We start from the raw sequence: 20,822 nt of genomic DNA on the forward strand, positions 1-20,822 counted from the left end.
TGGCGCGACTCGTGATGGGACCCCACCGCCCAGCCCTTGTGGAAAGACTGCTCGCCTTCGGCATCGCTTGAGTGCGGCTCGCCTTCGGCATCGCGCGTGATCTGGCTAGAACTGGACGAGCATCTTGCCCGTGTTGTCTCCTCGGAGCATGCCCAGGAACGCTGACGGGGCCTGGCGTGCGCCGCCCTCGATGATGGTCTCGGTGTATTTCAGGTCGCCGTTCGCGATCCAGGGGCCCACCTCGGCGATGAAGTCCTGCTGGAGGTTCTGGTGGTCGCTCACCAGCAGGCCTCGCAGGGTCAGGCGCTTCGCGATCACCTGCACCAGGTTGCGGGGGGCCGCTGAGGGCTTGGTGTCGTTGTACTGGGCGATTGCTCCGCAGATCGCCACTCGGCCGTGCAGGTTCAGGGACGAGATCGCTGCTTCCAGGTGTTCGCCGCCCACGTTGTCGAAGTAGACGTCGATGCCGTTGGGGGCTGCTGCGGCCAGCTGTTCGGCGACGGGGCCGTCCTTGTAGTTGAAGGCGGCGTCGAAGCCCAGTTCCTCGGTCAGGTACTTGACCTTCTCTGCCGAGCCGGCTGAGCCGATCACCCTGCCGGCGCCCTTGAGGCGGGCGATCTGGCCCACGATCTGGCCCACCGCTCCTGCCGCGCCCGAGACGAAGACGACGTCGCCCGGCTTGAACTCCGCGGTGGCCAGCAGGCCCGCGTAGGCGGTCAGGCCCGGCATGCCCAGGACGCCCAGGTAGGCGGACAGCGGGGCCACCGACTGGTCGACCTTGACGGCGTGCTTGGCGTTGACCAACGCGTACTCGCGCCAGCCCAGGCCGTGCAGGACGTTGTCGCCTTCGGCGAAGTTGTCCACGCCTGCGCCCACGGAGACGACCTCGCCCACCGCGCCGCCCTCCAGCGGGGCTCCTACCTGGAACGGGGGGACGTAGGACTTGACGTCGTTCATGCGGCCCCGCATGTACGGGTCGACGCTCATGACCTTGTTGCGCACCAGGATCTGGCCTTCGCCCGGGGTCGGGACCTCGACCTCGGCGATCTCGAAGGTGTCCTCGGTCGGCCAGCCGTTCGGGCGGGACGCGAGTCGGACCTCTAGCGCGGTGCTGGTCATGGTGTGGCCATCTCCCTCGTGGTCATGCGGATCAGTTATCCGTTTCAACCGTCTGCTGGTGACGACTGTTCCGGAATGTGACCTAGACCGCAGGGAGAAGTGTGGTGACGTCGCGGTATGCGAAGCCGAGCTTCTTGTAGACGGCGATCGCCGCGGCGTTGTAGTTCTCGACGAAGAGGGCGCAGGTGCCGTAGAGGGTGAGCAGGGCCGAGGTGACGAACTGGCAGATTCGGTGGCCCAGGCCCTGGTTGGTGTGGGAGGGGTGGACCGCCACGCCCATCATGAAGCCGACGTCGGTGGACGACCAGGCTTCGGCTGCGGTGGCGATCAGCCTGTCGTCGTCGTGGATGCCTGCCCAGCGGCGGACTCCTGCTTCGTTCGGCCAGGCCCAGGAGTTCGGGTTCGCCTCGCGCAGGAGGGGCTCCACGCCGTCCGGGGTGCTCAGCCAGGAGGCGTCGGCGGGGAGGTCGAGGGTGCCTGTTCTGTCCATCCAGCCGAACGGTTTGTCCTCCAGCCACGGGGACGGCATCAGGTCCGCCACTTCCACGGCCAGTCGGCGTTCCAGCAGCGGGCGCAGCTCTACGCCCCTGCCGTGTGCTGCCAGCAGGGAGGCCACGCCCTCGGCCGGGCCCGAGAGGACCAAGCGGCGGCGTCTTGTCAGGGACGGGGCGTGCACGGCCACTGCGCCGTTGTGCGCCCAGGCTGCACCGCCCGACGAGAGTGCCTGGGCTGCCCAGCGGACCAACGGGTCGTTGCTGGCGTCCTGCACGTCGGCGGTGGTGCGTAAGCGGCGCACTCAGTCCTTCTGCTTGCGGCGCAACAAGGTTCGCTTCGCGAGCGACTCCTCCAGCGCCTGGTAGGCGAGGTCCATCTCCCGGTTGTACTCGCCCTGCGGGCGGGGCGGGACGGACTCGTCGGGCTGCGGGGGCGTGACCATCTGGAGCCAGCGCTCGTTCCAGAGCTGCTCGACCGCCGCCTCCCAGTGCAGCGCCGCGCCCATCCGCACGACCCGCTCACGATCACGCACCTCGGCGATCTCGTGCTGGGTCGCCGCGAGCCGCTCGGCGAGCTCGGCGCACCGCACCTCGTCCAGCTTGTGCTGGCGCGCGGCCGCGTCCGTGGCGATGGCGATGATCTCCTTGTAGCGCTCGACTGCTGAGATCGCGGGCACCTCGATCACCTCCTCGCTCTGACGCTGCGACGGGACCGACTCGAACATCGTCGTCATCATCGGGTTCATGGAGCTTCTCCAGTGTCGAACGGGATGATCACTTGCGGTCGCGAGTGCTCGAACCTGTCGAAGAACAGGCCGCGGCGTGGCCTCGGTGACCACGACATCACCTGCTCCGGTCCGAGCGACAGCAGTTCCTTGCCCTGGACGTCGAACGCCACCCAGGCGCCGATGTCGTCGTACACGCCGGGCGGCAGGCTCGCCTTCAGCCTCGTCACACCGCGCCACCAGCCCAGCACGTGCGTGCGGTTCTCCGGGCCGTGCTTCAGCACGGTGCGAAGACTGTCCACACCGGACGTCCTCGTCGCCGGGTCCTTCTGCTCCAGCAACGTCTGCGCGGCGTCGACGCCGTACAGCACCAGGTAGTGCGGCTTCAGCGGCGCCTCGGCCTGGCCCGTGTTGATCGACTGCAGCTCGGCCGCGGTCCGGGTCAGCACGTCCTTGATTCCGTTGATGGTCACCACGGACGCGTCGTGCCCGTCCGCGTTCAGGCGCTTGGCCAGGTGCAACGCGGAGGGCATAGCCTCCTCCACCAGGCAGGCCAGCGTGAACACCGCCTCGTGGGCGCGGTGCTGCCTGCCCAGCGACGCGGCCGCTCCGCCGAGCACTGCGGCCGCGTCCTGGACCACGGAGCCGATCACCGCGATGTTGCGGCCCGGCGTGCGGGCGAACCTCACCCGTGCCGCGCTGCCCGCGACGTCGATCACCTGTCCGAGAAGCACGGTAGGTGATGCGTCGCCGGGTCGCAGATCGGAGAAGTCCGCCACGGCGTCGATCAGCGGGATCTTGCTGCCGTCGAACAGGCTCGGCGCGCGGCCCTGCTCGCGGCGCCACAGCTCCAGCTGCAGGGAGTCCATGGTGCCCTTGGCCGTCGAGTCCGGGATGCGGCAGATCTCGTTGCCCGGCTTGACACCCGACTCGTGGTTGATCACCGCGTGCCAGCGGGGCAGCTCCACCGCGGCGTCGTTCTGCGGCTCGGCCAGCACGCGGCGGGCCTTGGGCAGCGCGATGCGGACGGTGAACTGCTCGAAGATCGCCGACTTGCCCCAGAAGCCCTCGATGCCCGAGACGTCCTGCGACGACAGCACGAGGTGGATGCCCTGCGAACGACCGCGGCGCGCCACGTCCTCCAGCAGCTGGGTCGCGGCGGCGGTGACCTGGTCGCGTTCGCCGAACAGGTACTGGAACTCGTCGATCACGGCGACGATCCGCGGCCACCGGCCGGTCGGGTCCTCGGCGCGCAGGTGCTCCAGCTTGGTGACCTCGTGCTGCTTGGCCGCGTCCGCGCGCCGGCGCATCTCGTCGGCCAGGAACCGCAGCAGGGCCACGCCGAACTCGCGGTCGGTGTTGACGTTCACGCCGACCAGGCGCGCGTGCGGCAGCCACGACGGGTCCTTGCGGCCCGGCGCGAACTGCGCGAACGACACGCCCTCCTTGAAGTCCAGCAGGTAGAGCTCCAGCTCGTTGGGCGAGTAGCGCGCGCACAACGAACCGAGCATCGCGTAGAGGAAGTTCGTCTTACCGGAACCGGACGGCCCGCCGATCAACGCGTGCGGCGAGGTGTCGCCGAGCTGCACGCACACCTGCTCGCCGTCGTCGAAGCCCACGGGCGCGATGACCCCGGCCGACGAGTTCTCCGTCCACGGACGGTCCGGCAGCAGGTCCTCGAACGTGCCCATGCGCGACCGGCGTTCCTCACGCTTCTCCGCGATCGCGGCACAGGCGCGCGGCACCAGAGTGCGCGGCAGAGCGGGATCCAGCGTCACGGTCACGTGCTTGCCGGTCATGGTGCAGATGGCGGAACCGTCGCCGCGCAACGACACCGTCTCGACCGGCGAGTTGATCGTGATCGGGATGTCCACGATGAACAGCTGCACGCCGCACGCCAAACCGTTGCGCGCCACGCGTTGCAGCTGCTGTTGCTGGTCTTCCTTCAACGCCTTGCGGTTGCCGAACAGCACGGCGATGCGCCACGGTTCGGTGCGCCGGCCCTCACCGCTGACCGAACGTACGGTCAGATGGCCGTCGACGAGAACCTTGGTGTGCACCTGGCGGATGTGCTCGGAGAGCTCGTCCAGCAGCTCGTGCAGCCGCGCGGGGTCGTGCACCGTCAGCAGGTTCGCACGAGTCAGCGGGTAGAGGCCCGGCAACGACCCGGTCAGCTGGCCGACGTCCCACACGTGCACGTGCACGAGGCCCGGCTGGAAGTGCGACAGCACGCGCAGCAACAGGCTCTCCACCAGTGTGTCCGCGAGCTGGCGACTGTCCGGAGTGGACAAGATGTGCAGGTGCGCCTGGTCGAGCAGCGGCACCGCGACGGGGAACGGGGCGGGTATCGGTGCCGACGTCACCACGCCGGTGCCGATCCGCCACAGCTCCGGCACGCCCTCGCTGCCGTCGTGCGTGCCCGGATGCCCGAGCCACGACTCGTGCGGCCACGACGCGGGCCCGGCGGCGACCGAGTTCACCAGCTCGGTCAGCTGGTCCGGGCCCGTGGTCGTCCACTCGTGGAACGACGCCTCCCAGTCGTGCTTGATCTGGGTGAGGCGCTCCTGGAACTGGTGCATCGACAGCGGCGCCTGACGCGGGTGCTTCGTGCGCTTCTCGTCCACCGTGAGGAACGAGGTCACGTCCTTCAGAGCGACGTCCTGCAACGCCTTGTCGACGCCCATGCCGCGCACGGTGAACTCGAACATGTCCTTGGCGTGCTCGGTGGCGAGCGCCCGGTGTTCGCGCGCCACCGAGCCCAGCGCGGCCGAGACGGCGCGCTGGAACTCCTCGAAGGCGCTCTCGATCCTGTGCCGCCGGTCGTCCCGCCTGCTCATCACAGCTCCACGGTGAGTCGTTGGATGCGCTCTAGGGTCCCCACCATCAGTTCGACCTGATCGGGGAATCTTTCCTTCGCGCGCACGAACTCCGGTGGAAGCAACGACTCGTGGTGGTTCTCGCTCGACTCGGCGAGGATGGCGACCGCCTCGTCGAGGCTCTCCTGCGCTGATCGCACGCTGCGGTACGACTCACGCAGGATCTCGCTCGCCTGCTCGAGCGCGGCACGAACCTCGCCGATGGACGCCATCAAAGCCTGCTGTTGATGCCCTCGGCCCCGGAAATGCCGGCGCCGAGGTAGTTCTGCAGCTCGCTCACGCCGGACACGACCTGGGCGAACTGGGCGTTCGTCGTCTCGACGTCCGCCTGCACGGAGCCCTGCGTGACCGATGTCAGCAGCTGCTGCGCGTCCTCGGCGAGCTCAGCCGCCTGTTGGAGGGCCGACTGGCTTTGAGCCGCCTTGTCGATCGCCTGGGCAATTGCGGCACGGACCTCTTCGATGCTGGCCATGTCGGCTCCCGAACCCTCCGGAACAAGATGGTCTGACGACCACACTTAGTAGAGATTGTGCCCAGATTTTCACAGTTGAGAGCGAAGATCGGCTAACCGGGTGGATGCCTGAATCCACTCGAACGGGCCTTGATTTAATGATCAGTTCAGCCCGCCGCAGGCCGCTTCTCCACGCGTGTAGTAACTCTCACAGCGACGCCTACAGCCCGTTGAGCGTTCATACCGACCGGCCGGGTGAATCAAGACGGCTTCGAGGGCGAGTTGTCACGCAAAGTTCCTGCACCGAAAGGGTCATCTCCGGCCCAGACTTCGACCAGAACGCGCTCCGCACCCGGCACGAGGCCGTTGATGAGCTCCGGTTCGTCGAGGACTGTCCACGCCGTCGGCGGCTCGCACGCCACCCGAGGCGCCGAGAAGCCCTCTCCCAGCCCGCGCACGAAGGTGCGCACGGCCCGCGCCAGCGCGGCGGAGACGTTGTGGGTGGCCTTCTCGGTGCTCGGCCGTGTGATGACGACGGCCCAGCAGCCAGGCTCCTCGTCGGAGCAGTCACGGGCGTCCACGATCTGAGCGCCCGCACGGCTGATGAGCGCGTCGCACGCGGCACGCGCCTGTTGCTCGTCCGCCGCCTCGACCACCACGGTGATCAGCAGCACGAGGTCGTCTTCGTCCATGGCACCCGAAATGGTGTCAGATGACCCGTCGCACGAACTCCAGCACCCGAGTGACGGCCTCGCCGTCGGTCAGCAGCCCGTCCGCGACGTGCTCCTCGAACGCGGACCCGCGGATCCGGTCGGTGCCCGCGCGGGTGTCCGAGATCGGCACGATCTCGTCGGCCGACCCGTGCAGCCACAACGTCGGCAGGTCGCCGAGCGCCGGCCCGGAGCCGACCTCGTCCATCAGGTCGGCCAGCTCGTCGGACGCGCCGTCCCACATGCCGAGCACGGGGGAGATCAGCACGAGGGCCGCGAGCCCGGACCGCGTCTGTGCGAACCGGACCGCGGCGGGTGCGGCGGTGAAGTGTCCAATCAGGACGACAGGTCGATCGGCGGCCTCGACCGCCGCCTCGATGTTCTCGCTCACCACCACCGGAACTCCGGCCGTGCGCAACGAGAAGGCGATGCGCTCGCCGTGCGGGAGCACGGCGAGCCATCCAGGTACTTGCATCTACGAAGCGTAGAAGGCGCTGATCTCGATCCGGCCACCGGAACACACGGGGCCAAGCGTCCACGGCACGCTGAGCGGCGCCGTCTCGTCCGGTGGGATGGCCGCGGCCTTCGACGGCTCGGGCTGGCACGGCCCCTCCACGGGCTCGTTGCCCGACGGCACGACGCCCCAGTGCAGGTTCGCCGACGCCTTGCCGCCCGGCGCCAGCGTCATCGCCGCCGGTCCGGGATCAGCCTTGCGCTCCAGCTTGGTCGGCACCGCGCCGGACGCGTTCTCCAACTGGAAACCGCTGTAGCCGTTGAGCGTGCACGGCATCGTGCCGGAGTTCGTGACGACGAACTTGCCGTACCTGTTGCCCGCGCCGGCGTCCGTGGGGGCGACCTCGCCCTTCAACGCCCCGGAGTCGCAGCGCTTGACCGCCGGGACGGCGGCGCCGGGATCACCCGCGGGCGCGGGGGACGGCGTGGTGGTCGACGACGATGACGACGATGGTGGCGTCGACGTCGGCAGCGTTTGCGAGGCGTTGTCCGGCGTTCTCGTTCCGCAGGCCGTAACGGAAGCGAGCACCAGCAAGCCGCAAGCGATCAACCGTCGTGTCATGGGTGCACCTCCTACCACCGAAGGATGTGCCCAAATACCGATCAACCCACACAACGTGCCGGAAATTCACCGTATCTGGTGGACGTCCCAGCCGTCGGGGAGCTCGGCCATGCCTTCCAGCGCCGCGGTCCAGATGTACGTCCACGCGATGCGCCCGTCGGGCAGCACCACGCGCACGCGCCGGTAGTCCTCGCCCTCGTACTCGTCGAGCGCCGGCAGCGCCTCCTCGGGCGAGGAGAGCCGCAGCACGTGCCCCGGCACGCCCAACCCGGCGCCGGGACGCAGCGCGGGGTAGCCCAGGCCGGTGTCGAACAACGTGCCGGGCAGGTGGGTCTCCTCGGTCTCCACGACGTGCGGCTCCATCAGGTGCCAAGCGCTTGCGCCCGGCTGGAGCGTGCCGTAGACGAACAGCAGCTCGGGCCAGTCGTCGGCCGACGGCTCGCCGTGGATCTCGGTCACGTCCAGTCCGTCGCTCATGGCAGGCCTCTCGCCCAGTACGCGCGCGCCTCGTTGCGAGACGTCCGCGCAACGGACCATACGGCCGTTGAAGAGCACGGGCATCCGCTTGTTGGAGCCGGCCGTGTACGCCAGAACGCTGTCGATGACGCCGCCGTTGTAGAGCACGACACGGCCCGTGTGCACGCGCACGAGGCGATAGCGCAGGCCGCGTCCCTCGCACCGGTCCAGCACCCGCAGCTGTTCGGGCGTGGCGAACCAGATCGAGTGCTCCTCGGTGACGCCGGGGGCTCCGGCGAGCGTCGCCGGCCGCTGGCCGTCCCGCTTGCGCAGACCTGCGGCCCAGACAGCAGAAAGGCCCTCGCACCGTGCGCGCAGCACGACCGCGGGGCCTTCGAGTCCGAGCTCTTCGCGAAGCCAGGTGAGCTTGCTGGGATTGGCGTTGGAGCCGTACCCGAGCACCGGCATTCGGCCCGCCAGAGGAGGCTCGCCGTGGTTCGCAAGCCATTGGTCTAGATCGATGTTCTCCGGCTCAACTCGCCATCCCGACTCCATCGTGAGGTCCGGGCGCACTGGCCAGCCCGTTTCGTCGACGTGGACGAAACAGTGGTCTGGACGAGTGCCCGGATAGGGCTCCGCCGGATGGCTTTCGTCGAAGAACGGTTGGGCCATTGGTCCATTGTGCCAGGTGGAGGGGTCCGATCGCGCCCCCTAATCGTGACCCATCCGATGTCTTTCTCGTGTTTTAGGAGATCAAGTGAGAACGTTCACGTCGCATCCGGGTGAATAATCCGATGTCTCAGCGCCGACACTCCGGCCAACCTCAGGAGGCGTCATAGCGCTGCTGCGCCTGGGTGACCTCGGCCTGGTTCGCGCCGATCCACGAGAAGAGCGCCACGAGGTGGCTGGCGGCCCCTTTGCCGAGGGGCGTCAACGAGTACTCGACGTGCGGCGGGATGACCGGGTGCACGTCCCGATGCACGAGCCCGTCCCGCTCCAACGTCCGCAACGTCTGCGTCAGCATCTTCTCGCTGACGAGCTCCAGCTCGCGACGCAGCTCGCTGAACCGCCACGCCTCCCCGTTGGACAGCGCCTGCAGCGCCAGCACGCCCCATCGGCTTGTGACGTGTTCCATGGTCGCCCGCTCGGGACAGATCGTGACCTGCACGCTCACCTCCATGTAAGTACCCAACTCCAAAGTGGGTACTTTCCACAGGTTAGCGCTAACCGCACTCTGTACGCATGACGATCCTCATCACCGGAGCCACCGGCCAGCTCGGCAACGCAGTGGTCCGCCACGTCCTCGACCGCACGAACGAGAAGGTCGTCGTCTCCGTGCGCACGCCGGAGAAGTTCACGCTCGAAGGCGTCGAGGTCCGCCAGGGCGACTTCTCGCAGCCCGAGACCCTCGACTTCCGCGGCGCGGACAAGCTGCTCATCGTGTCGGCCGACGACCACGACACGGACGTGCGCATCAACCAGCACAAGAACGCCATCGCCAAGGCCGTCGAGCACGGCGTGGGCCACATCTTCTACACGAGCCTCACCGACGCGGACACGTCTCCGTCGCTCGCCGCGCCGGTGCACAAGGCCACCGAGGAGGCCATCCGCGCCACGGGCATCACGTTCACGTTCCTGCGCAACGGCATGTACCACGAGAACTACCTCGGCGCCCTCACCCAGGACACCGTGGCGATCTCCACGAAGGACGGCCGGGTCGCCAGCGCGTCCCGCGACGACTTCGCCCAGGGCGCGGCCGTGGCCCTCACGACGGAGGGCCACGAGAACCAGACCTACGAGCTCACCGGGTCGACCAGCTGGTCGTTCCCCGAGCTCGCGGGCGACCGGTACCGCGACGTCACCGACGAGGACCTGATCGCGGGCGGCGTGCCCCCGTTCCTCGTCGACTTCTTCAAGTCGATCCGCAACGGCGTCTTCGCCGAGGTCCGCCCGGACCTGGAGAAGCTGCTCGGCCGCCCGACCACCCCGATCAAGGTCTAGGTGAACTCGGGATGCGCCTCCGGGTGCGCGTCCCACCACTTGCGGTACTCCGGGTTGCGGTCCAGCACCGACCGGTAGGCGTCGGCGGCGCACGCGAACACCTCGTGCGCCCGCCCCGCCACCGGCGAGTCCCGCCGCGTCGCCACGAAGATGTCCGTCATCAACGGCATTCCCCGCAGCCGCCGGATCACGATCCCCTCCCCGGTCCTGGACGGCGCGGCGGCGAAGGAGACACACCCGCCGGCCACCAGCCCGCGCGCCATGCTCGCCTCCCCGGTGTGATGGGTCAGCCGCGGCACGAACCCGGCGTCCGCGCACACCTGGAACATCTGCGTCCGGCTCCCGATGTGCTGCTTGGGCGGCGTCACCCAGTCGCGGTCGGCCAGAGAAGCCAGGTCGACCTCGTCCTGCGCCGCCAGCGGGTCCGTCTCCGGCAACGCGACGAACGCGGGCTCCGTCACGAGCTTGCGCAGCTCGATCCCGGCCAGGTCCCGCGCGTGCATCCCGTCGAAGAACTCGAACAGCGCCACGTGGACCTGCCCGCCCTCCAGCATGTCCACGATCTCCGCGGACGAGGGACGGACCTCCGCCCGCACGTCGGTGTTGAGAACGCGCAACCCCTCGACGAGCCGCGCGAAGTACAGGATCGGGATGCACCCGAAGAACAACGGCCCACCTCGTCCGGTGGCGCGGGTGGTGCTCATCAGCTGGGCCATCTCGTCGAGCACCAGCCGTGCCGTGCCCAGCACCCTGCGGCCCAGATCCGTTGGGACGCAACCGCTGCGCGTTCGGTCGAACAGTTGGCCGCCGACCAGTCGCTCCACGGTGCGGAGCTGGGCCGACAGGGCGGGTTGGGTGAGTCCGAGCCGCGTGGCGGCCCTGGTGACACTGCCTTCCTCGGCGATGGTTCGTACCGCGCGGAGGTGTCGTAGCTCCAGCTCGGGCATAAAGACCTTGTATCCCCCTTCTGAATGCGCCGCCACCCTTCGATCGGGGCATAGTGTCACTCGATCGATCTTCCGGCCCGGCGCTTGCGGCAGCGCCTCACGGGTCCGGCGCGGGAGGGTGCGCACCCCTCGGTTCGACGCTGCTGCCGCACACCCTGCGCTCTGCGGCAGCGGCGTCGAACCTTTTACGGGATGACGACGGCGGCACCGGTCACGGTGACCCGGCGGTCCGCGCGGGTCGCGTCGACCTCCAGCCGTGACGGCCTGCCCATGTCCTCGCCCTGGCTGATGACGAACCGCTGCGGCCCTTCGAGGTCGCGCAGGTAGCCGCCGAACGCGGCCGCGGCAGCGCCCGTCGCCGCGTCCTCGACGACACCCCCGACGGGGAACGGGTCACGCGCGTGCACGAGGTCCGCGGACTCCCGCCAGAACAGGTGCACCGTCGTCAGGTCGTGCGCCAGCATCAGGTCGCGCAACGCGTCGAAGTCGTAGTCGAGGGCGGCGAGCTGCGCGCGGTCCTTCAGCGGGACCAGCAGATGCCGTGCGCCGCCGAAGCCGACGTGCACCGGGCCGTCGCCGATCTCCTTGTACCCCAACGCGTCCAGCGCGGCGGAGACCAGCTCCGGGTCCGCGGGGGACGTGCTCGTCGGCACGCTGGTCAGCGAGGCCGTCCCGCCGGAGGTCTCGATGGTGATCTGCCCGGCCGGCGTGTGGAACGTCAGCGGTCCGTCGCCGATCCGCTCGGCCAGCGCGACCGCCGTGGCGATCGTGGCGTGCCCGCAGAACGGCACCTCGGCCTTGGGACTGAAGTACCGGACGTCGAACTGGCGCTCGGTGGCCCACGGCACCACGAACGCCGTCTCGGAGTAGCCGACCTTCGCGGCGATCGCGAGCATCTCGTCGCTGGTCACGTCGGACGCGTCGAGCACGACCCCCGCCGGGTTGCCGCCCGCGGGATCCTTCGTGAACGCGCTGTACCGCAGGACGCCCTTGTCGCTCATACCCCGCTGCAACGCGTAGCAGTGCTGAAGTCTTCCGCCGAGGTACCTGCTGGTGAAGTAGGTCAGCCCGGCCTTCTCGAGCACTCGGCCGGACGCGGTGTTCTCCGCCTGGTGGCCCGCGACGACCCGGTCCGCGATGGCGAGCGCCTTGTCCCGCAGGTCCGCCGCGACCCGCGAGGCGACACCGCGGCCCCAGTGGCCGGGGTCGATCCAGTAGCCGATCTCGATCTCGCCCAGGTCGCCGTCGAGCATCTGCGCGAGCCCGATGACCACGCCGTCCTCGACGACCGCGTGCAGGCCGAAGCCGTGCTCCTCCCAGTGCCGCAACGCCTGCTCGTGCCGTTCGGCCACGTAGTCGGGGGTCCACGGCATGCCGTTGCCGACGAACGCCGTCATCCTCGGGTCGGACGCCCACCGCAGCATGTAACCGAAGTGGTCGTCCTCCCACCGCACGAGTTCCATGAGGAACATCGTGCCTCAGCTGAACTGGGGGAGTAGCTCCTCGCACGTGCGGACCACGATCTGGGCGGCCCTGCGGTGTCCCTGGGTCGCGTGCACGTCGGCGGCCTGTGCCTGCCACCGCAGCAGTGCGTCGAGCAACGCCTCGCGCAGCTCACCGGCATCGGCCTCGTACTCGAAACCCAGCCGTGCGGGCGGGGCGACGCCCTCGGCGCCGATGAGCCGCAACGCCTCGGTCTGCAGTTCGGCGGGCAGTTTCGTCCGGCCGGACTGCAACGCGGCCATGAGCCGCAGCTCGCGGAAGTCGTGCGCGGACGCGACGACCCGTTCCAGGTCGGCCGCGAGCTTGCGCGCGTTCGGCCGCGGCTCCATCCGGAACAGCACGTCGAGCGCCAGCATCGCCGACCGCGCCTTGAGGACCTCGCGGCGTTCGACGAAGTGGACCGCGATCGAGTCGCGCAGCTCGCCGAGCCCGCTGCGCTGCACGAGCTGGCCGGTCAGCTTCACCTGAGAGTCGAAGCCCTGCCTGATCAACGCGGTGATCAGCCGGACGCCGAAGATCCCGAACCGCTCCAGCAGCGCCTGCCGCACAGCGGGTTCCATCGCCAGCGGGAACTGCTCACCGGCGAACCGGTCCGCCGACAGCAGGTGGTCCTCGAGCTCCTCACGGCCGAGCGAGGACAGGACCCGCAGCGCCGCGAACTCGTCCTCCCGCAACGTCCTCGCGGCCACGGCGAGCAGCCCTGCGACCGAGACCACGTTCTGGCACAACGGTTCCACGGCCGGGTCGCGGCGGTAGCGGCGGGCGATCTGCTTGGCCGACGACAGCGCGTCGATCCGCCCGGCCCCGATCTCGTCGGCACGAGCGAGCACCGCGACCGTGTGCACCGCGGCGGTCCGGGCGATCGGGTGGTCGTTGGCGGACAGCAGGAACTTCAGGTCCTCGTCCTGCACGTGCCGCATCAGGTACAGCAACGCGTCCGCGTCGCCGAGCACCTGCTCCGGCGTGGCCTCGGACGGGGTGTCGATCAGCACGACGTCGCGCAGCGTCCGCGCGGGCCAGTCGACGACGACCCGGTCCGAGCGGTCGAACTGGCCCGCCTCGACGTGATGGCGGTTGCCCCGCCTGCCGATCGCGAGCTCGTGCGGCCGGCCGGGTCCGTTGAACACGTGCGCCCGCGGCTCGGATCCGTTGCGGTACCAGACGAACGAGTTCTGCGGCGTGAACTCGTCCCCGATCAGCGCGTTGACCACAGTGGACTTGCCGATCCGCGACCGGCCTGCCACCGCGATCCGCACGGGTTCGGTGTACCGCTCGACGTGCGAGCGCAGCCAGGCCGTGGCGCGGGGGCTGTCGCGGTAGACGCCCAGTGCCTCCTGCAGCATCGACCAGACGACGCGGTCCAGTGTCACGCGGTGAGCTCCATCGCGGGACCCCCGAGTGCCTGCACACGCTTGTAGAGCGTGACGAGCCTGTCCAGCTCCTTGCGGCCTTCGCGCATCCTGCGTTCGCGGTCGGTCTGGTCGTCCTGCACCGCGCGCTTGGCGCTGCGGGCCGACTCCAGCAGGGTCTCCTGCAGCTCTTCGGCGAGCGTGCTGAAGTGGTTGCGCAGCGAGCGCTGGATGTGCCGGCCGGAGTCGCGGACGTCCTTGGAGAACTTCATGAAGAAGTCGTCCACGTGCCGTTGCGCGGCGGCCTTCGCGGCGGCCTGGCGGCGCTTCAGCCGCTGGTCGGACTCGTCCAGAATGGACTTCCCGCCGAACAGCGCGCCGGCGCCGAGCGAGATCACGTTGATCAGCGGCATGCCCGCGAGCGACGTGACGAGACCGAACATCAGCACGCCGCCGTAGGAGCCGCGCAGACCCGTGAAGAGCTTCTGCGGCATCGAGAACGGCTCGATCTTCGGCTTCTCCAGCTTGCTCGCCGGCTCCAGCAGGTCGTCCGGCAGCACCGAACCCGGGATCAGGTCCTCGCGGTAGACGGGGAAGTTCCTCGCGACCTTCGCGGCCACCCACTCCGCGCGTTCCATCAGCCAGGCGAAGTTCGTGGTGGCGGCCTCGTTGAGGTTGTCCTCGAGCCACTGCTCGAACTTGTCCCAGCCGATCGCGGGGTCGGCCTCGTCGTAGGTCTTGTCGACCTCGCGCAGGATCTTGCGCGTGCGGTCGCGCAGGTCGTACTCGACGTCGGAGATCAGGTCGGCCATCTCGTCGTTGAGCACGTTCTGCCAGCGCGCGGACCGGCGGCGCAGCTCGTCGACCCGGCGCTGGGCCTCCTGCAGCGTCGAGATCGTGGCGACGGTGTGGGACGAGTCGTGGGCCGTGAGCTCCTCGCGCAACGGCGTGACGAGCTGGGTGAGCGCGCTCGACGCGACCACGGCGACGGCGCGGCGGGCCAGCAGGTCGGCGCTCGCCACGATGTCGCTCTGCACGCACGTCACGAGCTCGGGGAACCCGGACTCGGTGTTGAGGCGCTGGTCGCCGGTCTTCGCGGCGCGCAGCCGGAGCGCACTCGACACCGGGATGAGCTTGGCGCGGATGCCGGCGCGGGCGAGCAGCGCCCGGTTGCGTTCCACGACGTGTCGCCAGCTCGGCACGAGGTCGATCTTGGTGACGACCACCGTGACGTTCGGGCAGGCCTCCATGACCTTCTTGAGCAGCGTCATCTCCGCCGACGTCAGCTCGCCCGTCGCGTCGGAGACCAGCAGCACGGCGTCTGCCTGCATGAGCGTCGCGAACGTGCTCGCGGTGTGCGCGGAGCGGGTGTCGCCGACGCCGGGCGTGTCGATCAGGACCAGACCGCTGTCGAGCAGCGCGCGCGGGATGCCGATCTCGGCCCGCACGACGTGCTGCGCGGCGGCCTGTTTCGTCACCTGGTCGATCGGCACGGCGATGCGCTCGGTCGGGGTGTGGAAGATCGATCCGCCCGCCGAGGCGTTGCGGACGAGAGCCGCGGACGGGGTGTCCGCGTGCTGGACGAACGTCGGCACGGTCGTCGTGATGTCGTCGCCCACCGCACACACGGGTGCGTTGAGCAGCGCGTTCACGAGCTGACTCTTGCCTTGCTTGGACTCGCCGACGACGAGAACGCGCAACTTGGGGTCCAGTTGCTGTGCCCGCTTTTCCCGCAGCCGGGCCTCCAGATCGGGCCTCCGGTGCGTGACGCAGGCCCCGATCGTCTCGTCGAGCACGTCGAGCCAGGGCGGTGCCATCACCTGACTCATAGTGCCGTGTTCACCCCCTTGGGTGAAAGCCTCGAACGCAATACCGGTTTTGTTCGGGCAGATGGGGCTGTTCGGGACGACGGTGACGTTGCTCACCGAGCAGAACGTGAACCGTTTTGATCGTTTTGTCAGACCGGGCGATCCGGCCGAGACGACGAACCGGCCCCGTCTGCGAGAGACAGGGCCGGTCCGCGTGGGGAGGGTGGCTCAGCCGAGCAGGCCCAGGTCCAGGTCGCCGACGACCGGGACGTTGTGGGTCACGTCGGTGACGGTGCCGAGCACGTTGCCGACGCCGTGGTCGCCGCCGAGCACGTTGCCCACGCCGCCCGCGTCGCCGACCAGGCCGGTCGCGGTGCCGACGACACCGGTGACGGTGTTCTGCGCGGTGATGACGGTCTCGGTGGAGTGCGCGGTGAGGTTGCCGTCCGCGAGGTCGCCCAGGCCGGAGACGTCCAGGACGCCGAGGTTGGCGTCGCCGCCACCCAGCACGCCGAGGGCGTCGTGGGCGAGACCCGTCACGCCGCCGAGGTGGCCGAGGACGCCGTCCACGCCGGGAACGGCCGAGGTGACGCCGTCGAGCGGGGCGTCGACGGTCGCGGTGGCGGTGTCGGCCACGTCCAGCACGGTGCCGGTGAGCGGCGACGCGGTCTGGTCGAGGACGCTCGTCACGTCGCCGACGGCGGAGAAGTCACCGCTGAGGCCGACGTTGGTCGAGGTGTACAGGCCGAGGGTCTTGTTGGCCGTGATCAGGTTGAACCCGTTCTCGTCCGCGGCGAGCACGCCGGCCGACGAGGTGTGCAGGTCGCTGAGGCTGAGGCCCGACGAGGTCAGCTGAGACGCGACCGCCTGCAGCTGGCTGATGGCGCCGAGCGGACCGTCCGCGAGGAGGTCGTCGGTGGGCAGGATCACGTCGACACCGTCGATGGCGGGCAGGCCAGCGGGGGTGGCGGGCAGCAGGTCGATGACCAGCGGGATGACTTCCTGCACGTCGACGGCCGTGATGTCCGCCAGGCCAGCCTGCTCCAAGGTGCCCTGGGCGTCGTTCGCGAACGCGGCCTTGAGGGTCGGGTCGCTGAGGAGGTTGAGCACGAAGTCGTGGAGCGTGCTGGGCTGGGTCATCTGAGGGAACTCCTGGTGAGACACGGATTCGGTCGGGGTGTGTGGCTGAAAGTTATGAGTGAGGGTCCCTGACCGGCATCGGGGATCACTCCCAGTGAATCCCCGTTCCCCAATGGGGTGACGGTCGTTGACCCCCTAGGGGATTAGGGGCCTCACTTGAGCGTCTCTTGTTCACCCGTGTAGGTACTGGTCGCTGCTGCGAACAGGTGAGGAAGAGACTTGGCGTACGTACTGGGAGTCGATGTCGGCACCACCCGGACGACGGCTGCCGTGTGTCGCCTCGACGGTGCGCGGGATGCCGAGATCGTCCTGGTGGTGCCGTCGTCGCTGCAGCTCACGGACGCCGGGACGTTCTCGGTCGGTGATCGCGGCGTACCCGGCTGGACGGCCACGGGCTTCGCCCGCCGGGTCGGTGACGCGGTGCCGTTCGCGCTGGGCCCGGAGCTGTGCCCGGCCGAGGAGCTCACCGCGTTGCTGATCATGTGGGTGGTCGGTGAGGTGGTCGCCCGGGAGGGTGAACAGCCCCGTCACCTGGCGGTGAGTCACCCGGCCGGGTGGGGTCCCTATCGCCGCGGGCAGCTCTACGCGGCGATGCGGGCGGTCGGACTGCACGACGTGACGCTCGTGCCAGAGCCGTTGGCGGCGGCGGAGAACCACGCCGTGCGTTCCCGTGTGGTGCCCAAGGCGTCGTTGGCGGTGTTCTCGCTGGGCAGCCACGCGTTCTCCGCGTCCGTGGTCCGGCGCGCGCAGAACCGGACGTTCGAACTGGTCAACCACGTCGACGGCGTCGACCACCACACCGGCGCCGACTTCGACGACCTGTTGTACGGACTGGTGCGCGGCCGGCTCGGCAAGGACGGCCACGTGTCGTCCGCCGAGTGCGAGGCGGCCAAGCGGGCGTTCGGCCCGTCCGCGCCGTCCGTGGTGGTCAGCGGGATCGAGATCGCCCGTGACGAGTTCGTCGAGGAGATCCGGCCGGCCGTCGAGCACCTGGTCAGCACGTTCGTGCGCGCCGTCGGGGCCGTGCAGCCCGACGCCGTGCTGCTCGTCGGCGGCGCCTGCCGGATGCCCGTGATCGGCGACGTGCTGTCGTCCTCGGTCGACTGCCGCGTGCTGGCCGAGGCCGCCCCGGAACACTCGGTCGCCAAGGGCCTCGCGGTCGCCGCGCGGCTCGTCCTGCTGGGCCCCGAGGTCGAGCCGGAACCGCTCGACACGTCGGTCCTCCTGCACACCCGTGAACAGTCGATGCGCTTCCCCGTCGGCGAGGTCCCCGGCCCCGACGACGACGAGTTCACCGCGCCACCGCCCCGCCCGCCGGTGGACGTGTCCCCACTGGAACTGCCGCCGAGGCGGGTGAAGCGCGTGACGAGCGTGCTGAAGCCCGTCGGGCGCCGCTCGAGTTCCAGCTCCCGCTCCCGAGACGATGATGAGGACGGCCGTTGAGCGTGACCACGCGAGCCAGGTTGGTGCTGGACGCCCCGGTGCGGGGTGTCCTCGACCGGATCAACGAGGCCGCCGCGGGCACCCGCCTGCGCGTAGTCGTTGCGGCACCTGGTGGTTACGGCAAGACAGCGCTGCTTTCGGAGATCACCAACACCGCTGTGCGCGTCGTGGACGACGCGCACCTGCTGGACGACGCCTCCCTGCGCGAGCTTGCCGACGAACCGCTGTCAGTTCTCGCCTACCGCCCCTGGCCACGCCGTGCGGTGCTGGCCGACCTGACCCGAGGCGCCGTGGTGGTGCCGCTGGCGCCGCTGTCCCGCGACCAGGTCCGCGAGATGCTGAACGCCCCCAAGCCCGTCGCCGACTTCGTCTTCGCGCAGACCGGCGGCATCCCGTTGTTCGTGGAACGCCTTGGCGCTTCTTCCGAGGTGTCTGCGGACGTCCTCGGCGCGTTTCGCGCCGACCTCGACTGGCTGGACGCCGACCTGCAGAAGTTCCTGCTGGCCGCCGAGGCCGGCGCCGCCCAGCGCCTGGACCTGCTGTCCGCGTTGCTGGACAAGGACTTCGACGAGGTCAGCGACATCATCGAGGCCGCCCGGGCCACCGGCATGCTCGCCGAGGACGGCACCCTGCTGCCGTTGGCGCTGCGGGCTGTCGGTGCCCTGACCCGTGCCGAGCGTCGTATCGCGGTCCGGCAGAAGCTGGCTCAGCTGCAGCTGGATCGTGGCGGTCCGGTGCTCGAACTGGTCCGGCCGTTGGTCGACACCGGCATCGGTGGACCCGTGTTCGTTGCGGCCGCCCGTGAGGCCGTGGCTTCCGACCCCGCTTTGGCCGCACGGCTGTTCAAGGCTTCCACCGGTGGTGGCACGCCTTCAGCCGAGACCGCTGCCTCCTGGGCCACCGCTTCGGCCATGGCCGGGGACCTGGACGGGGCGTTGCGCCTCGCCGACCAGGTCATCAGCGTTCCTGACTCGCCGCATCGGCGGACCGCTGCCGAGGTGGCCGCTGTCGCCCTGGCCCACCGGGGGCAGTTGGCCCGGTCGACCGAGCTGTTCCGGTGGGCTGCCACGCCTTACGCGGCTGCCTTCGCCGGGATCGGGCTGATCGGGACCGGGCACCTGTTCGAGGAGACGCCGCCGCAACCTCCGACGATGCTCGGCGGCGCGGCCTCGTTGATGCTGCAGGGCGTGCGCCAGTCCGTGGCCGGCGGCGAGACCGCGGCACTGTCCACTTTGGTGCGTGCTTCGTCGATGCTCGAACCTGCCGGCGGAGCGGTGTTGTTGCCGGACAGCCCTGCTGCCCTGGCCGCGCTGGTCGCCGTGCACTGCGGCGAGCCGAACGTTGCCGAGTCCGTGCTCGACCGGGCCGTGGAGAACGGCACCGGTGGGGTGCTGATGTCCGTCCGGCACCGGTTGTTGCAGGCCTGGGTGCACATGTTGCGTGGAAACCTCGGGGTCGCTCGCGAGACTCTCATGTCCGTCCGGGGCGCGTTCGAGCCTCGTGACTGGATCTTCGCGGTTGCTCTTGAGGTCGGAGTCGCCCGGCGGAACTCCGACCTGGCCACCTTGCGGCGCACCTGGGAACAGGCCTGCGAGGCAGTGCTTCGGCACCCCGTGGACCTGTTCAGCCTGCTGCCGTTGGGGGAGTTCGCTGCCGCTGCCGCGCGGTTGAGGGATCAGGAGCGGCTGGCCCCGCACCTTGCCCAGGCTGCTGTTCTGTTGCGGTCGTTGGGGAACCCGCCGCTGTGGGCCACGCAGTTGCACTGGGCGCTGCTGCACGCCGCGATCATCGATGAGAACTCTGCTGTTGCCGAGGAGCACGCTGCTGCCCTCGCCGTGAATCGGGAGCGGAGTCGGTATTGCGCTGTTCTGTCTGCTGCGGCTGAGTGCTGGCTGGACGTCGTCGCCGGCGAGGTCGATGCCGATCGGGTCGAGGAAGCTGCTCGTAGCCTGCACGCGGTCGGGCTTTGGTGGGACGCCTCCAGGTTGGCCGGGCAGGCCGCTATTCGGACGTCTGATCGGCAGGCGATGGTTCGGTTGCTCGACTGTGCTCGGCTGTTGCAGGGGCGGCCGGTCTCTGCTCGGCGGGCTGCCGAGGCTGATGCTGTTCCAGTTGTGGAGGATGCCGGGAAGTTGAGTGACCGGGAGCGGGAAGTGGCTCGGTTGGTGGTGGAGGGGATGACCTACAAGCAGGTCGGGGATCGGTTGTTCATCTCCGCCAAGACCGTTGAGCACCACATGGCTCGGATGAGGCAGCGGTTGGGGGCGGCTTCTCGGTCTGATCTTTTGGCTCAGTTGCGGCATATTTTGGGGTGAGGGCTGGGTCGCTTTGTGGGGCTGACCTGGCGTGGGCTGACCTTGCGTGGGCTGACCTTGCGTGGGGATGACCTTGCGTGGGGATGATCCTTGGGCGACCGTTGCGTGGGCGACCTTTGCGGTGGGCTGACCTTGTGTGGGCGACCTTTGTGTGGGGCGACCTAAGACGGTGGTCACCTTGAGGGCGGCCAGGTCACCTTGAGTGCTTCCCCTGGGGCTCTGCCCCAGACCCCGGCAATCTGATCAGGGGGCCAGCGCCGTGGGCAGGTAGATGGCACGCCGGTTGCTTTGAGCGGCTGCCTGTTTCGTAGTTTGCTTGCGTTGGCGGTGGGGTCCCATCACGAGCCGCCCCAAGAGCGGGCCACACCTGAAGAGGGGTGTCAAGCGGACGAAAAGCGTGTCCGCTTGAC

General features: G+C 69.3%; 19 protein-coding genes. 3 read left to right on the forward strand and 16 right to left on the reverse strand.

All coding sequences use genetic code 11. The annotated features are described in order from the left end of the window. Window positions 1-105: 105 nt before the first annotated feature. The 11 genes from ACWF7A_RS43620 to ACWF7A_RS43670 all read right to left on the reverse strand — a co-directional run bounded on the left by ACWF7A_RS43620 (window position 106) and on the right by ACWF7A_RS43670 (window position 9,074). Window positions 106-1,119: an NADP-dependent oxidoreductase gene (locus ACWF7A_RS43620; RefSeq protein WP_452256344.1), complete on the reverse strand. Its 1,014-nt coding sequence runs from the start codon at window positions 1,117-1,119 to the stop codon at window positions 106-108. A gap of 82 nt (window positions 1,120-1,201) precedes the next feature. Next, window positions 1,202-1,915, reverse strand: a complete 714-nt coding sequence (locus tag ACWF7A_RS43625) for a GNAT family N-acetyltransferase (RefSeq protein ID WP_452256345.1) — start codon at window positions 1,913-1,915, stop codon at window positions 1,202-1,204. Next, a complete protein-coding gene (locus tag ACWF7A_RS43630) occupies window positions 1,916-2,359 on the reverse strand; it encodes a hypothetical protein (RefSeq protein WP_452256346.1) in 444 nt (147 codons plus the stop codon). It lies immediately after the preceding gene. After that, on the reverse strand, window positions 2,356-5,175 hold the full coding sequence (locus ACWF7A_RS43635; RefSeq protein ID WP_452256347.1) for an FtsK/SpoIIIE domain-containing protein: 2,820 nt from the start codon (window positions 5,173-5,175) through the stop codon (window positions 2,356-2,358). The genes ACWF7A_RS43630 and ACWF7A_RS43635 overlap by 4 nt, the downstream gene beginning before the upstream one ends. After that, entirely contained in the window at window positions 5,175-5,426 is a 252-nt protein-coding gene (locus ACWF7A_RS43640; protein WP_189160648.1) for a hypothetical protein, read from the reverse strand. The genes ACWF7A_RS43635 and ACWF7A_RS43640 overlap by 1 nt, the downstream gene beginning before the upstream one ends. Next, window positions 5,426-5,686 carry a hypothetical protein gene (locus ACWF7A_RS43645; RefSeq protein ID WP_030481403.1) on the reverse strand — a complete coding sequence of 87 codons (261 nt, stop codon included), beginning with the start codon at window positions 5,684-5,686 and terminating at the stop codon, window positions 5,426-5,428. The genes ACWF7A_RS43640 and ACWF7A_RS43645 overlap by 1 nt, the downstream gene beginning before the upstream one ends. 239 nt (window positions 5,687-5,925) lie before the next feature. Continuing rightward, window positions 5,926-6,357 carry a hypothetical protein gene (locus tag ACWF7A_RS43650; protein WP_452256348.1) on the reverse strand — a complete coding sequence of 144 codons (432 nt, stop codon included), beginning with the start codon at window positions 6,355-6,357 and terminating at the stop codon, window positions 5,926-5,928. A gap of 16 nt (window positions 6,358-6,373) precedes the next feature. Further along, window positions 6,374-6,850: a hypothetical protein gene (locus ACWF7A_RS43655; RefSeq protein WP_452256349.1), complete on the reverse strand. Its 477-nt coding sequence runs from the start codon at window positions 6,848-6,850 to the stop codon at window positions 6,374-6,376. Continuing rightward, window positions 6,851-7,450 (reverse strand): DUF4232 domain-containing protein, encoded by a 600-nt coding sequence (locus tag ACWF7A_RS43660; RefSeq protein ID WP_452256350.1) that lies wholly within the window; start codon window positions 7,448-7,450, stop codon window positions 6,851-6,853. Between the two features lie 66 nt (window positions 7,451-7,516). Continuing rightward, entirely contained in the window at window positions 7,517-8,374 is an 858-nt protein-coding gene (locus tag ACWF7A_RS43665; RefSeq protein ID WP_452256351.1) for a gamma-glutamylcyclotransferase, read from the reverse strand. Window positions 8,375-8,729: 355 nt separating this feature from the next. Beyond that, window positions 8,730-9,074, reverse strand: coding sequence for a winged helix-turn-helix transcriptional regulator (locus ACWF7A_RS43670; protein ID WP_452256352.1), 345 nt, complete (start codon window positions 9,072-9,074; stop codon window positions 8,730-8,732). A 74-nt stretch (window positions 9,075-9,148) separates the two neighbouring features. Between ACWF7A_RS43670 and ACWF7A_RS43675 the strand changes: the two genes are divergently transcribed. After that, the gene (locus ACWF7A_RS43675) at window positions 9,149-9,907 is read left to right on the forward strand and encodes an SDR family oxidoreductase (RefSeq protein WP_452256353.1); all 759 of its coding nucleotides are present in this window, start codon (window positions 9,149-9,151) and stop codon (window positions 9,905-9,907) included. Here ACWF7A_RS43675 and ACWF7A_RS43680 read toward each other — a convergent pair. From ACWF7A_RS43680 to ACWF7A_RS43700, 5 genes are all read right to left on the reverse strand, one after another. Continuing rightward, entirely contained in the window at window positions 9,904-10,854 is a 951-nt protein-coding gene (locus ACWF7A_RS43680) for a LysR substrate-binding domain-containing protein (RefSeq protein ID WP_452256354.1), read from the reverse strand. The genes ACWF7A_RS43675 and ACWF7A_RS43680 overlap by 4 nt on opposite strands. A gap of 185 nt (window positions 10,855-11,039) precedes the next feature. After that, window positions 11,040-12,317 (reverse strand): PhzF family phenazine biosynthesis isomerase, encoded by a 1,278-nt coding sequence (locus tag ACWF7A_RS43685; RefSeq protein ID WP_452256355.1) that lies wholly within the window; start codon window positions 12,315-12,317, stop codon window positions 11,040-11,042. Between the two features lie 15 nt (window positions 12,318-12,332). After that, a complete protein-coding gene (locus ACWF7A_RS43690; RefSeq protein WP_452256356.1) occupies window positions 12,333-13,727 on the reverse strand; it encodes a hypothetical protein in 1,395 nt (464 codons plus the stop codon). Beyond that, on the reverse strand, window positions 13,724-15,535 hold the full coding sequence (locus ACWF7A_RS43695) for a dynamin family protein (protein ID WP_452256357.1): 1,812 nt from the start codon (window positions 15,533-15,535) through the stop codon (window positions 13,724-13,726). Before ACWF7A_RS43695 ends, ACWF7A_RS43690 begins: the two co-directional genes overlap by 4 nt. Window positions 15,536-15,742: 207 nt before the next feature. After that, on the reverse strand, window positions 15,743-16,654 hold the full coding sequence (locus tag ACWF7A_RS43700) for an IniB N-terminal domain-containing protein (RefSeq protein ID WP_452256358.1): 912 nt from the start codon (window positions 16,652-16,654) through the stop codon (window positions 15,743-15,745). A gap of 219 nt (window positions 16,655-16,873) precedes the next feature. Between ACWF7A_RS43700 and ACWF7A_RS43705 the strand changes: the two genes are divergently transcribed. Beyond that, window positions 16,874-18,097, forward strand: coding sequence for an Hsp70 family protein (locus tag ACWF7A_RS43705; protein WP_452256359.1), 1,224 nt, complete (start codon window positions 16,874-16,876; stop codon window positions 18,095-18,097). Window positions 18,098-18,099: 2 nt separating this feature from the next. Beyond that, window positions 18,100-20,412: a LuxR C-terminal-related transcriptional regulator gene (locus ACWF7A_RS43710; RefSeq protein WP_452256360.1), complete on the forward strand. Its 2,313-nt coding sequence runs from the start codon at window positions 18,100-18,102 to the stop codon at window positions 20,410-20,412. The last annotated feature ends 410 nt before the right edge of the window (window positions 20,413-20,822 follow it).

Source organism: Lentzea sp. NPDC055074, assembly GCF_053608005.1.

What these genes read in the sequence shown, in the direction of transcription:
- ACWF7A_RS43685 (WP_452256355.1), bottom strand. Translation starts at nt 12,317, where the DNA reads ATGGAACTCGTGCGGTGGGAGGACGACCACTTCGGTTACATGCTGCGG.
- ACWF7A_RS43695 (WP_452256357.1), bottom strand. Translation starts at nt 15,535, where the DNA reads ATGAGTCAGGTGATGGCACCGCCCTGGCTCGACGTGCTCGACGAGACG.
- ACWF7A_RS43630 (WP_452256346.1), bottom strand. Translation starts at nt 2,359, where the DNA reads ATGAACCCGATGATGACGACGATGTTCGAGTCGGTCCCGTCGCAGCGT.
- ACWF7A_RS43650 (WP_452256348.1), bottom strand. Translation starts at nt 6,357, where the DNA reads ATGGACGAAGACGACCTCGTGCTGCTGATCACCGTGGTGGTCGAGGCG.
- ACWF7A_RS43660 (WP_452256350.1), bottom strand. Translation starts at nt 7,450, where the DNA reads ATGACACGACGGTTGATCGCTTGCGGCTTGCTGGTGCTCGCTTCCGTT.
- ACWF7A_RS43655 (WP_452256349.1), bottom strand. Translation starts at nt 6,850, where the DNA reads ATGCAAGTACCTGGATGGCTCGCCGTGCTCCCGCACGGCGAGCGCATC.
- ACWF7A_RS43620 (WP_452256344.1), bottom strand. Translation starts at nt 1,119, where the DNA reads ATGACCAGCACCGCGCTAGAGGTCCGACTCGCGTCCCGCCCGAACGGC.
- ACWF7A_RS43645 (WP_030481403.1), bottom strand. Translation starts at nt 5,686, where the DNA reads ATGGCCAGCATCGAAGAGGTCCGTGCCGCAATTGCCCAGGCGATCGAC.
- ACWF7A_RS43700 (WP_452256358.1), bottom strand. Translation starts at nt 16,654, where the DNA reads ATGACCCAGCCCAGCACGCTCCACGACTTCGTGCTCAACCTCCTCAGC.
- ACWF7A_RS43665 (WP_452256351.1), bottom strand. Translation starts at nt 8,374, where the DNA reads ATGCCGGTGCTCGGGTACGGCTCCAACGCCAATCCCAGCAAGCTCACC.
- ACWF7A_RS43640 (WP_189160648.1), bottom strand. Translation starts at nt 5,426, where the DNA reads ATGGCGTCCATCGGCGAGGTTCGTGCCGCGCTCGAGCAGGCGAGCGAG.
- ACWF7A_RS43635 (WP_452256347.1), bottom strand. Translation starts at nt 5,175, where the DNA reads ATGAGCAGGCGGGACGACCGGCGGCACAGGATCGAGAGCGCCTTCGAG.
- ACWF7A_RS43675 (WP_452256353.1), top strand. Translation starts at nt 9,149, where the DNA reads ATGACGATCCTCATCACCGGAGCCACCGGCCAGCTCGGCAACGCAGTG.
- ACWF7A_RS43680 (WP_452256354.1), bottom strand. Translation starts at nt 10,854, where the DNA reads ATGCCCGAGCTGGAGCTACGACACCTCCGCGCGGTACGAACCATCGCC.